This is a genomic window from Brevundimonas sp., from assembly GCF_019636155.1.
GTDB lineage: Bacteria > Pseudomonadota > Alphaproteobacteria > Caulobacterales > Caulobacteraceae > Brevundimonas.
Map to the genome: position 1 here is coordinate 239,603 of NZ_JAHBYB010000004.1, position 12,343 is coordinate 251,945.

General features: G+C 66.1%; 10 protein-coding genes and 1 pseudogene. 3 read left to right on the plus strand and 8 right to left on the minus strand.

The window, feature by feature from the left end; all coding sequences use genetic code 11:
• The first annotated feature begins 46 nt into the window (after nucleotides 1–46).
• Nucleotides 47–949 (plus strand): TraB/GumN family protein, encoded by a 903-nt coding sequence (locus KF910_RS06895; RefSeq protein ID WP_292259880.1) that lies wholly within the window; start codon nucleotides 47–49, stop codon nucleotides 947–949.
• A gap of 261 nt (nucleotides 950–1,210) precedes the next feature.
• On the opposite strand, the gene KF910_RS06900 is transcribed toward KF910_RS06895, so the two are convergent.
• The 3 genes from KF910_RS06900 to KF910_RS06910 are packed head-to-tail and all read right to left on the minus strand — an operon-like array spanning nucleotide 1,211 to nucleotide 5,678.
• Nucleotides 1,211–2,731 (minus strand): hypothetical protein, encoded by a 1,521-nt coding sequence (locus KF910_RS06900; RefSeq protein ID WP_292259882.1) that lies wholly within the window; start codon nucleotides 2,729–2,731, stop codon nucleotides 1,211–1,213.
• Nucleotides 2,728–4,989: a KGGVGR-motif variant AAA ATPase gene (locus KF910_RS06905; protein WP_292259884.1), complete on the minus strand. Its 2,262-nt coding sequence runs from the start codon at nucleotides 4,987–4,989 to the stop codon at nucleotides 2,728–2,730. The genes KF910_RS06900 and KF910_RS06905 overlap by 4 nt, the downstream gene beginning before the upstream one ends.
• Nucleotides 4,989–5,678: a helix-turn-helix domain-containing protein gene (locus KF910_RS06910; protein ID WP_292259886.1), complete on the minus strand. Its 690-nt coding sequence runs from the start codon at nucleotides 5,676–5,678 to the stop codon at nucleotides 4,989–4,991. Before KF910_RS06910 ends, KF910_RS06905 begins: the two co-directional genes overlap by 1 nt.
• A gap of 322 nt (nucleotides 5,679–6,000) precedes the next feature.
• Between KF910_RS06910 and KF910_RS06915 the strand changes: the two genes are divergently transcribed.
• Together KF910_RS06915 and KF910_RS06920 are read left to right on the plus strand one after the other, a co-directional pair.
• On the plus strand, nucleotides 6,001–6,987 hold the full coding sequence (locus KF910_RS06915; RefSeq protein WP_292259888.1) for a DUF2971 domain-containing protein: 987 nt from the start codon (nucleotides 6,001–6,003) through the stop codon (nucleotides 6,985–6,987).
• Nucleotides 6,988–7,081: 94 nt separating this feature from the next.
• Nucleotides 7,082–7,456, plus strand: coding sequence for a hypothetical protein (locus KF910_RS06920; protein ID WP_292259889.1), 375 nt, complete (start codon nucleotides 7,082–7,084; stop codon nucleotides 7,454–7,456).
• A gap of 835 nt (nucleotides 7,457–8,291) precedes the next feature.
• On the opposite strand, the gene KF910_RS06925 is transcribed toward KF910_RS06920, so the two are convergent.
• The 5 genes and pseudogenes from KF910_RS06925 to KF910_RS06945 all read right to left on the minus strand — a co-directional run.
• Nucleotides 8,292–9,593: a site-specific integrase gene (locus KF910_RS06925; RefSeq protein WP_292259891.1), complete on the minus strand. Its 1,302-nt coding sequence runs from the start codon at nucleotides 9,591–9,593 to the stop codon at nucleotides 8,292–8,294.
• Between the two features lie 185 nt (nucleotides 9,594–9,778).
• A complete protein-coding gene (locus KF910_RS06930; RefSeq protein WP_292259893.1) occupies nucleotides 9,779–10,081 on the minus strand; it encodes a hypothetical protein in 303 nt (100 codons plus the stop codon).
• Between the two features lie 64 nt (nucleotides 10,082–10,145).
• Entirely contained in the window at nucleotides 10,146–11,576 is a 1,431-nt protein-coding gene (locus tag KF910_RS06935) for a M20/M25/M40 family metallo-hydrolase (RefSeq protein WP_292259895.1), read from the minus strand.
• A gap of 61 nt (nucleotides 11,577–11,637) precedes the next feature.
• Nucleotides 11,638–11,877, minus strand: coding sequence for a DUF3297 family protein (locus KF910_RS06940; RefSeq protein ID WP_292259897.1), 240 nt, complete (start codon nucleotides 11,875–11,877; stop codon nucleotides 11,638–11,640).
• Between the two features lie 225 nt (nucleotides 11,878–12,102).
• A pseudogene (locus KF910_RS06945) lies at nucleotides 12,103–12,343 on the minus strand (polysaccharide deacetylase); the annotation flags it as partial.

The following is a 12,343-nucleotide window of genomic DNA, read 5'->3' on the forward strand; positions in this document are numbered from 1 at the left end:
GTGACGAGGTCGCGCCCGCTTGCCCACTCTTGCCCGGACTTTCGCCATGACCCAACCCGCCACGTTCCGCCGCAGCCTGACCGCCGCCGCACTCGCCCTGATCGCCCTGATCTCCACCCCGGTGCACGCCCAAGGCGCACCTCCGCCGAAACCGGCGCTGTGGCTGGTGCAGGACGCCGACACGACCCTCTATCTCTTCGGAACGATCCATTTCATGCGGCCCGACCTCGACTGGCGGACAGCCAGGGTGACCGAAGCCATGGAGGCCTCCGATGCGCTGTTCCTCGAGGTCGCCGATCCCGACGATCAGGCCGCGGTCGCGCCCCTGATCCAGCAGTACGGGATGTCCCCTGATCGACCGTTGTCGAGCCTGCTCAACGCGGAAGACCTCGTTCGACTGGACACGGCGGCGCGGACCCTGGGCGCGTCAGCAAGTCAGATGGACCCGCTGCGGCCCTGGCTGGCGGGGGTCATGCTATCCTCCGCCCTGCCCGCTCGCGGGGGTTTCGAAGCGGGCTCCGGTGTCGACGTACTTCTCCGCGCCGACGCAGCCCGGGCGGCAAAGCCGATCCATGGCCTGGAGACGCCCGCCGACCAGGTGCGGATGTTGTCAGGCTTCTCCGAAGAAGGTCAGATCGCCTTCCTGCGCAATACACTCGACACGTTCGGCGAGGCGCCCGTCGAACTCGGCCAGCTAGCGGACGCATGGACGCGAGGGGACGTCGAAGGCATCGACGAGATCACCCTTGCGCCGATGAAGGCGCGCACGCCGATCGTCTACGAGACCACAATCGTGGCGCGGAACCGGCGCTGGGCGGAGCAGGTCGCAACCCTGCTCGACGCGCCCGGCACGACCTTCGTCGCTGTCGGCGCGCTTCATCTCGCCGGCGACGACAGCGTCCAGCAAATCTTGAAAGAGGCCGGGATCACGGTGGAACGCATCCAGTGAGGTCGAAGCCCCGTCGCAACCCAACGCACTAGTGCGCCGGCGTCGCTGCTTCGCGCCAGCAGCGGACATCCCATCCGGGCTGCAAACACGACATTCGGAAGATATCAAGTAGCGCAAGACACGACCCTTGCCGGCAAAGTCGCGGTGAAGACGCAGGCCCCCTCAGACGCCGCACGCAATGTCGCCTGGAGACCCCGAGTGCCGCGCGGCCCGGGCGTATGCCGTGGTGGGGTCACTGCAAATCGGCCGGCCAGACTCCGGTCAGAAGGGGGGCTCGGGTTTCGGCCTCGCCAGATTGGTTTGCGTCCACGCCTCCGAACCATCGCCCCAACTCAGGCGACCGCACATTGGCTCCGAAATGTGGCACTTGATGATGCCGACCGCACGGGCGGCGTAGGTCCGGTCGGGGTCCGGTGTCGGACCGCGAGGACCGACGAGGACCGCGACCGGAAGATCCGGGTACCCCTGGATCTCCGCTTGGTCTGACAGCGCGAGGCTGCTGGCCACCACATAACGGGCGTTGGACTCAACGCTGAGGTCATAGGCACGCTGGTGGGTCCACCGCCCGAAGTCAGTGCCGGAATCCAGCACGGGAACAAGCACCCAATCCGGCTGGTAGAGCCGGACGGCTTCGGCGACCGCCGGCTTGATCTGGAAATCCTGGCAGATGAGGGTGATGACACGGCCCAAGCTGTCAATGTCGGCCACGGTGAAATGGTCGCCATCGACCAGGCTCTCAGCCAGATTCTGTCCGGGGTCGATAGGATCCCATTTGAATCCCGCCACTTGGGCGGGCGTCATCGCGTAGGGCCAGACCTTGCTGTGGCGCCAGAGCTCGCGTCCCGAGGCATTGAAGGCAAGCGAGACGTTTTCGAACCGGCCGCGCACATCGCCCACCCTGCCGGCGCCGGAGCCAGCGATGCTCAGGCGCGGCTTCTGCTCTTGGGCCTTCGACAGGGCGTCGGCGTAGCGAAGGGCCTCGACCTCCGACATGGTCAGCTCGGGCGCCATGGCGATATCCAGAGCGCCCAGTTTCTGGACGCCGTCGAAGAAACGTTGGCCGGCGGGCACCGTCTCGCTCGCGCGAATGTCAAGAAACGGCCGGCCATCGTGCTCTTCGCGGCGTATATCCAGCTCGTCTGCCCGCTCGGCTACGACGACCACGCCTATGGCCTCTCGGCCGGCGTTCCCGGGGCCGGGCACCCCGGTGAAGACCTCGTGCCCAACGACCTGGCTGCGCACAGGCAAGGACCGACCGTGAACGTCGAGAAATCGGGGCGCGACCGTCAGAAAATTGAACCGGTCCTCGAGCGTTTCGCCATTCAGATTGGCTTGGCTCCTCGCCGTCGTGGTGAAGGGGCCTCTCGGCAGGACGATCCGTGTGTCGGACTGAGCGAAGGGTCGCCCCAAGGTTCGGGCCTCGCCCAGATCGCGCAGCCATTCCGGCGACCGCGGCCGCGGCGCACGGGATGGCGCCAGCAGGGCCGAACGCGGATGGACTGCGGCGAACACCTCGTCGAGGATTTCCATGGCGTCGAGGATCGACCCCCGGTCGCGATCGTCCGAGCCGTCCAAGGTCTCAGCGATCGCCTCAATCAGGGCGTCGACGGCGACCTGGCCGTCATCTTCCATGACGAGATCCGTCATCAGCGCCCGAACAATGTCCGGTCGACGCAGCGCGTCTTCCCGCTGGACATGGCTCCACTCAACGGCGCGCTCCCAGAGCTGCAGGAAGAGGTCCGCGGGGCCAGTCGTCCGCCCCCGAAAATCAGCGACGCTCATCCGTCATCCGTGGTGTGCAGGAGAAGGTTGAGGCCGTCGGCCGCCCGGATCAGGCTGTCGATGGTGTCCGTGGAAATCCCCACCAGGGAGCCAATCTGGACGAGGGTCGTCGCCTCGTTCAGCAGAGTCTTGATCTCCTTGCGCACCGGCCCGGCGACGCCGACCGACGTGTATCGCCGGGTGAGAAGGATCAATAGCGAGGAGTTGGCCTTCAGCAGGCCGTCGATCGCCGCCGCCGTTTCAGGACGGGGTTTGGACGCCGCCAAGCCGCCGAGGGCCGCCGAGGCGGTGACGAACTCCTTGGCGTAAGGCAGGGTTCGGCTAAAGAAGGTAGCGGGCGCCTGGCGAGCGCGGGACCGAACCGGCGCCATCCGCTGGATAACTGACAAGGCGTGGTTCGGCGCGGCCCTCGAGCGGGTGACGATCTGCACGACCTTCGCCAGAGTCCCTGGTGCCGCGAACATGACGAGTTCATCTTCTAGGGCGCGTGTCAGGTGTCCGATGGCGATCTCCGGATCATCTTCCAATCGCAGGAGCAGCAGGTGGATCGCGCCAGCGACCCGCTGTCGGTCCGGCCGCTTTTCGCCCTCCAGATTTTTCAGCGCTGCCAAGGCGGCCGCCTTCGCCGCCGCGGGCTGCTGCATGCGTTCGAGGAAACCAGCGCGTTGCACCAGGATGTCGGTTTCTTCTGGTCGGACGGTTGAGTCCCCCGCCATACGCGCGGCGTGCAGAAACTCCTGCGCCTCATCCAGCAGCGACAGGGCAGTCTGGAAGTCTTGCCGTCCCGCGGCGAAATTCGCCAACCGGCGACGATAGCCAGCCCGACGGACCATGCTCGCGGCGTCCCAAGGCGCGACCGACATGACATCGTCGTAGCGGCGAAGGAACTGCTCCTGCTCCGCCTCCTCCGCGTTGTACCGGAACAGATCGTCAAAATACTCGAGATAAGACGCGTAGGTCCAAGCCCATTCGAGCGGATCGGTCTCGAAGCGAGTCCGGAGAAGATCTAAACCTTGAACGGCGATGCGCTCGACGCGGCCGGCCTCGACGTCTTCGAACACCATCCCGTCCAGGTCCATCGCGAGATCGACAAGCGCGATGAGATAGTTCCGCTCCAGGCCGCCATCGTAGAGTTCGGCCTCGACCGCGCCCTCGAGCAGCCGCTCGATCTCCTCGGTCGCGCGCGCCGGATCGCCACCGCGCAGCTCCTCGAGATATTCGAGGGTGACCGTCTTGTATTCGAGTCTCCGGCTGACGCTCTCGCGCCATGACGGCGGAACCTCGATCAGCTGCATGGGACGCCCGCAGATCGCCTCGGCCAGCTTGCGGTAGTCCAGGGACAGCTGGTCGTCGCGCGCGCTCGCCGTGGCGAAGGGCGCTATGGTTTCATAGAAGGGCACGCTCAGCGACGCCCGAATTCCGAGAGTCTCCAGATCGGACCTCACGCTCTCGGCGGTGAATGCACCGCTTCGTTGCAAGGCGGTCGCGGCTCGCGAGCGGGCTTCCGCGTCATCCAGCAAGCCCTGCCGCGACACCCGCATTGGCACCGCCCGCAGCTTGACGTCGGCGCCTCGGTCGCCGTGGATATTGCGGGCGACGTCGGCGATGCCCTCGATGTTCTGCCGGTTGAAGATGAACGACAGCGCAACGGTGTCGGGCAGCTGGATCGTGCAGACGCCGGCGACGTCGGCGAAGCCTGTGCGGCTGTCGATCAGGACGAGATCGTAGTTGGCCTTGGCCCAGTTACGCATCCGCTCGATGAAGAAGCCGCCGCCGTAGTTCTCGAAGAACTCGGTCCAGGAGAAGCGCGCCAGGGCCTCGCCGTAGGGCAGGGGTTCCAGGTCCTCGATGATTTTGGAGCCCGCGCCGATGATATCGAGCGAGCCGGGCTCACACCGGCTGTCATCGAGGATGCTGCAGACACAGTCGCGAAACGGATCGCCACGTTCGTACTCACCGAGGAGCCGATCCACATCCGGCTCTTCGCGGGCGTCGAGGATGCGCCGTTTCCAACCCCAGGCGAGGTTCAATACTCCGGGGGCCGACTTGATCGCCCGGGCCTTGTCGCTCTCGGACAAGCCGCGGAAATAGTAGTCGAGACCCGGCGCCTCGAGGTCCCAGTCCATAACCAGCACCCGCAGGCCGTTCATCGCGGCGAGGAAGGCGACGTTGGCGAGGGCCATCGTCCGGCCTACACCGCCCTTGAAGGAGTAGAAGGTAATGATCTGACCGCCGCGGGTTCCGACGGGTTCAACCATCAACCCGCTCCCATGGGCTCAGGCCCGAGCACCGGCGAGGCCTGCAGGTGATCCGGCATATGTTCCGATCGCGCCATGAGCGCGGTCTGGACCGCAGCCTGGACGACATGACCGCCCATCGGGCTCAGCCGCCGGTTTTCGGCATAGAGCCGGGCGGCCGGTGTCAGCAGGTTGAGCGTGGCCTGTCCGCTCTTGCGCCGACGCACGACACCGGCCTCCTCGAGCCCCTTGAGCTTTCGGCTCACCGTCTCGACTGTCTCTTCGACAATCTCGGCCAGCTGGGTTCCGGTCTTGGCGCCTGAAAGGAGGGCGCAGATGTATGCCTTGTATCGCGGGTCGACGATCAGATCGTAAAAGGCGTCATCCGCACGCCGATCGAGCGCGCGGGCGGCGAGGTTCTGGGCGAACGCTAGCCTACCGGCGACAAACAGCGACACGAGGTCGTCGTCCGCCCTCGCGTCGCCGCGCAGGGCCATGCGCACCGCGTCCGATCCCGACGCCATCCATTGGCGGGCGATGTCTTCCAGACGGGCGGCGACCGTCGCCAGTTCGGCGTTGTCGCTGGCCGCCAGCGCGCTCTCGAGGCGATCGGCGATCGCGTCGAAGACGGCGGGGTTTAGGGCGCGCGCGGTCTTGCTCTCAAGCGCTTGAGCGAGTTCGGCCAGGGCTGGCCAGGCTTTGGTTTTCACTGGGCGGTCTCCGGCGTTCTACCTAGTCGCATTCCCTGCCGACATCAACCTTCGATCAATAATGTGGCCAATATTTCATGATCGCTGGGGCCAGCGAGGGTAGAATGCGCCGGAAGAGTTGATCGATCCTTGATCACTCCGATGTTTTTGGGCTGCTACCTCGTCGGTGCAAGGCCGCATAGCCTGCCGGACATATACGGGCCGCTTGCGGAGCGCCCGAAGGCGGAAGCCCACCGCCCCGCGCTGACTTCGGTAACGCACACAACGACGCCCACGGTGAGTTCAGCTTCCGCATTCCCACATCCCGCTCTAGCATGACGTGATGGCCCCGCCCGCATGCCTGTACCGATTTCGTCCCCTCGAAGACGCTCTGCTGGATCGGGAACTTACGGCCTTGCGGGAGAGCTTTCTCTACTCGCCGCCTTTCGGCGCGATGAACGATCCGATGGAGGCTTTCTACGAGACCGGCGGCCCCGGTGATCGCATCGTGGAGGCGATGCTCGGTCCTGCGGCGGGCGGCCTACAGCACCTCTACGGCCTATTGTCGGAGACGATCGACCGCTTTGCTCTGGTATCGTTCGCCGGCACCTTCGAAAACCTGCCGATGTGGGCCTATTACGCCAGCAACTTCGCCGGCATGTGCCTGGAGTTCGACACCGATCAGTTGACCATCGGCGACTTCCAGAACGAAACGCTGCGGCCCGTCACCTACGCCCACAAGGCGCTGTCGCCCCTCTCGGTCGCCGACATGGCGCCCGACCGGCTCGAAGAGGCGATCATTGCTCGGATCACCCGCAAACGTGCCGAATGGAGCCATGAGAAGGAATGGCGCTATGTGACTGGCGAGGTCGGGCGAAAGCACTATCTCGACGACGCCCTCCGCCGCGTCTTCATCGGACCGCGCGCCCGGGAAGATTATGTGACGACGGTTTGCGACGTCCTCGATCGGCGCCCGGTTGAGGTGCTTCAGGGCGAGATCAAGGGCTTCGAACTCACGTTCCGCACGATTAAGCCGGCGCGGCCGATCGGCGAATGCGAACGCATCGGGGCCGGAATCTTTGATGACGAAGAGATCTACGGTCCCGAAGCCCTCAGCGCCTTTTTCGGATCATCCTACGAGGCCTTTCTCGAGGCATGTCGCCGCACGGCCGCTCGTCCCAATATGGAAAAATTCGCAGGGATCGACCTCTCGACCGACAGGGACGCCGCCGCCTATGTCTGGACCGTCTATCGTCTGCGGAACGGACGCGACGTCTACGACAAGCGCTACTTCGATCGTCGGCTTCGCCTGCTCCCGCGCCGGGCCTGACGTTCAGCCTTTTTCCCGCCCGCGGCGAATGGCGGTCACGCTTGGCATTCAAACCCGACGGAGCGACCGTGTAGTCGTCCGACACGAGGCGACCATGATCGAGATTCCGCCCTTTTTCGTCCCTTTCGTGGCCGCCGCCGACTACGAGCGTGTGTACGAAGATCTGGCGCGCCATTGCGGCGCCCGACCGCTTCCTCCGGGGGAACGGCTTTACGCCATCACCTTCACCCACCACAGCGACACCTGGACGGCGACCGTCGGACAGCGGCTCGGCGGCGAAAAGATTATCACCCGGAAGGTCAGAGGCGAACGTATCGAGCGCGTACAGCACCTCTATGACAACGCCACGGTCCTCGCGATCTTTCCGGGGCACCCTTACCTCGTGATCCACGACAACAACCGCTCTCAATGGGATAACCCGTTCTACGCAGGCGGCGTGCGCGGGGTTCGGACCTTTCCGGCGGGGTGACGGTCACCGCCGTAGGAACGCCTCAGTCGAGCGGCGATACGACGAGCGTTCGGCGGGCCATCCGACGACGTCGACCTCGCGCGAAGACATCAATGCGGATCCAACAGATGTGACCGCGCCCTGGCGAGGCAGGGACATCAATGGGTCGCCCATGTCGCGGCAGCGCGCGCTCGTATCGTCGAAGAACTGGCCGCGCGGGTGAGCATTTTCAGGTCGGTCTCGTGGCTGGTGTGACTGGGCCGACCGGACACCGAGAGCCGCGCGGTCCATAGACCGTCGCCCTGATCCTCGGCCTCGATCCGGATACGGTCGGCGGCGCGATCCCCGGTGACGCAACCAGGCGACGACGGTGTGGGTGGCGTCAAGTAGGCCACCGCCTCTCCTCATAGATCGATGTCGCGCGATAGTGCGACCGGTAGCCGGTCCCACCGCAGCCTCAAAAGAAGACGTCCAGATATTCTGCTTAGAGTCATTCATGGACTTTGGTGCGGGCGGCCGGGATCGAACCGGCAAGGGCTTTCGCCCGACGGATTTTCGTACCACTTCGGCTTTCGCCGCCGGCCCCGGTTCGGACCGTTCGTGGTCTGGACTATCCCTTCGTCATAGCCCGAAGGCCTTAGACGCCGCCCGTCTAGTCTCTACACCTTCCCGCCAGAGACGGGCTTGGCTCGGGATCGCCATCTGACAGGGTTCCCCGACTTTGAGCGGTTCTACGTCCGGGGTTTCCCCCGGCGCACTCAATCCTCAGCTTAAGTCCGTTGCGTCTACCAATTTCGCCACGCCCGCAGGCTGAAGCGTCTCTATAGCTGCGTTCGTGCTGCGCCCCAAGGCGAGTTCAGTCGACGTCCGTCGCCTGACTGCTCGCCCCCCGCCGTTTCGCGGGCTTGGGCTTGCGGACGTTGATGGCCGAGGCATCCAGCACGTTCTTGATGTGCGAAGCATAGTACTTCTCGATCATCTCGACGCTGGTCCGGCAGTTCTTCGCGACCTGGTAGATGTCGGCCCCCTCCATCAAGCGCATCGAGATGTAGGTGTGGCGCAGGCTATAGGCCGTGCGGGGATTGCCCTCTCGGTCCCTCTTCAGATCGAGCTCGTCGAGGACCGCATTCAGCAGTTCGCGCTGAACCAGACCGAACACGAGATCAGTCGGCTGGCCATCCTTGCGTTTGCGAACCCGTTCGAAGGGCAGCACCGCGCCGGGCATGCTTTTGCAGAACCCGGTGCCGCGCTTGCCGCGTACCTCGATCTCGAGAATCCGCTCACCGGTCGAATCGTCCTTAACGATGGAGACATCGCGGAACTCCAAGCGCTGCGCCTCGTCCGGCCGCAGCCCGGTATTGACCATGAAAAGGATGAAGTCGTGGAACTGTTCGCTTTCCGCGCGCCACCGCTCCTTCTTCGGGTTCTTGGCCCGCTCCCGCGTGGCCTCATAGAGGCGCTTGTACTCTTCGGGAGAGAACCAGGCCCGGTGGCTGACTTTGCCGGAGGCGCGATAGGGACTGGACATATCCGGCAAGGCGGCGATCCACCCCTTGCGGTTCGCGGTCTTCAAGACCTGGCGCAGACAGACCATCTCATTGTGGAGGGTCTGACGGCTCGGTCGCTTCCACGCTCGGAGCTTCCCGATGCGCTCTCGTCCGTTGCTCACGTAGCGAATTCGCTCAGGTTCGGCGGGAGGCGTGACGCGGTGGACTCGGTATTCCTGGATGCGCCCGGCTGTGACTTGCGAGACCGCCAGGTCCCCGAAGTATGGCAACAGGTAGAGCCGTAGCACCCGCGCCTTGCTGGCGACGTACTGGGCGTTGCGTTCGCCCAAGGTCATCGCCTCGAACTCCAGGAGGAAGGCCGAAGCTGCCTCGCGGAACGTCTTCTCTCCCGGCCGCGTCCGCGGCGCTTCAACAGGGATGGAGGGCTGCCCCGGCGCGACGACAATCCCGCCGCGTCGGCGCAGCCGATCCTCCGCGACCCGATCGAGGTACCAGTCGCGCGCATACTCAAGTGCGTAGGCCAGGTTCTCCTGCTTGGTCGACTGCCGATGATTACGACCGCTGAGATAGGTCGCGCACTGCCAGAATCGGCTGTTCTCTCGCCGGTACACATGGACCCGGCCGTCCATGAGCGTGTGAGACTCGGACACATCGCCTCCTTGCCGTCGCCGGCAACTGTGTAAGGCCTGTGTAAGTCTCTAAATCGCCTAACCGCTTGTTTTCACTACGTAAACATACGGTGTTACGGTTTTAAGTCCCTTGCGTCTACCAGTTTCGCCACGCTCGCGCGGAACGGCGTCCGGCCTTGCTTATAGCCGTGAACCGCCTTGGGCGATCAGACTCCCGCGCCGGCGGCCGCCACGGCGCCGATCAGCACGACCCAGCCGATACAGCCCAGAAGGCCGATGCCCGAGCAGATGGCGCCGGCGATGGCCAGGCCCCGGCCCGTCGGCTTGCCCAGGGCGACCAGGCCCAGGACCAGGCCGACGGGCGCCAGGACCCAGGAGATCAGACCCACGAAGGGGATCCAGACGAACAGGATGGACAGAACCCCCAGCACCAGGGAGGCCACGGCCATGCCGTTGGTCGGCTGTGCGGCCGGCGCGGGCGCGGCGGCGTAAGGATCGGCTTCGGACATGGTTCCCCCAGGAAGGCTGCGGCCTCAGCCTCGCATCTGAGGCCGCAGGGTCAAGCGTCGGGTTTCAGTGTTCCGCCGTCGCGGGCCGGGTGGCGCGGAAATCGACGTCGGAATCGGCGATCAGCATGACCAGGGCGGCCCAGGCGGCGACGTTCTGGGTCATCTGGGCCGGGTCGATCTTGTCCAGGGTGTCGTCGGCCGTGTGGTGCAGGTCGAAGTAGCGGCTGCCGTCCTGGCGCAGGCCGAACACCGGCACGCCCGCCGCCGCCAGGGGGCCGATGTCCACGCCGCCATGCAGTTCCGGCTCGCCCGGCAGGACGCCCAGGGGCTGCAGCACCCGCGCCGCGATGCGGCCGAAGTCGGTGGCGGCCGAACCCGGCGGCAGGCCCAGGCCATAGATGCGGTCGGCGCCGAAATCGCTCTCGCCGGCCACGATGTGCCGGGCCACGCCCTCGCCGATGTTGCGGACATAGGCGCCGCCGCCGTTGCCCGTGTCGGTCGGCTGGTTCACCTCTTCGGAGCCGTACAGGACCACGCGGATGGTCCGGGCCGGCCGCCGGCCGCTGTCCATGATCACCTTGGCCGCGGCGATGGTGATGGCGCCGCCGGCCGCGTCGTCGATGGCCCCGGTGCCCAGGTCCCAGCTGTCCATGTGCGAGCCCAGGACGATGATCTCGTCCGGCCTCTGGGCGCCCGGAATGTCGCCGATCACATTGTGCGACTCGGTCTGATAGGTGCGGGCGGTCGAGCTCAGCTTGATGCGGACCGTCTCGCCCATGGCGACCAGGCGCGACACCTGGTCGGCGTCCGGCGCGCTGAGGGCGAAGCTGGGCAGGGGCACCCGGCCGTCGACATAGCGGGTGGTGCCGGTGTGGGGCATGCGATGCTCGTCGCTGCCGGCCGAACGCATGATGAAGGCCACGGCGCCCTTGGCGGCCGCGGCCGACGGCCCGGCCGAGCGGATGCGCGACAGGGGACCATAGCCCGAGCCGTCCTGCATCCGCACCATCTGGCCGGCGTCGACATAGGCGATCTTGCCGTTCAGCGACCCGGCCGGGGCGGCGTTCAGGGCCTCCAGGCTGTCGAAGCGGACGATGTCGGCCTCGACCCCGCCGCGCGGGGTGGCGATGGAATGGCCCAGGGCGGCGACGGACAGGCGCTGGGGCCGGGGGCCGACGATGGCCCCGCTCTCCTCGCCCCGTTCCCAGCCGACCAGGGGGAAGGCCTCGATGCGGACGTTCTGGAAGCCCAGGGTCTTCAGATAGTCGGCGGCCCAGCGGGCGGCGGCCGTCTCGGCCTCGGACCCGGCCGGGCGGGGGCCGAAACGGGTGGTGATCTGGGTCACGTAGTCCAGGGCGACATTGCCGGCCAGGGCCGTGTCGCGCGCCTGTTCCGCCGCGCGGATGACGTCCGCGTCCTGGGCCTGAACCGCCCCGGCGGCGGCCAGCAGGGCGGTGGCGGCCACGGCCGCGGAAAGACGACGGATGCGAGTCATGAATAGCCCTCCAGGCGTTACGGCGCGGACCGTATCCGCGCGGCCGCCGGGGGGTAAAGGCCTATTCGCCCTGCAGATAGGGCTCGACCGGTCCCTGCAGCTTGACGGTCAGGGCCTTGCCCTTGCGGTCGACGCGATTGCCCAGGGCCAGGCGCACCCAGCCTTCGGACACGCAATATTCCTCGACATTGGTCTTGTCCTCGCCCTTGAACCGCACGCCCACGCCGCGCGCCAGCAGTTCGGCGTCGTGATAGGGGCTGTCGGGATCGACGGAGAGACGGTCGGGCAGGGCGTCGGACATGGGGGCGGGCTCGGTTCGCGAAAGCGGGGTTGATAGCGGGCCGCCGGCGCGGCGCCAACCGTTAGGGTCCGTCCTCCATACCGCTCATCCCCGCGAACGCGGGGACCCAGTCCTTTCAAGAGACAGAGCGCTGGGGATGACCGTCATCGGGCGCTTGGAAAGGCCGGATCGCCCAAAACACTGGGTCCCCGCTTTCGCGGGGATGAGCGGTATTGAGTACGGACCCTAAGCCGCCATCCGGTCCAGGGCCGCGCCCACCGGCAGGATGTCCAGGCCCGCGTCTTTCGCCAAGCCGATCAGCCGGTCGATGTCCTCGGGACGGCAGCCATAGGGTGTCGGCCGGTCCGACACGTCATGCCCATAGGCGATCAGCCAGCCGCGCTCGTCCGCCGCCTGTCGCACCAGGGCCTCCAGGTCGTATCCGGGCAGGCGGCGCGATTCCAGGCCGATGGCCTGCAGGTTGGCC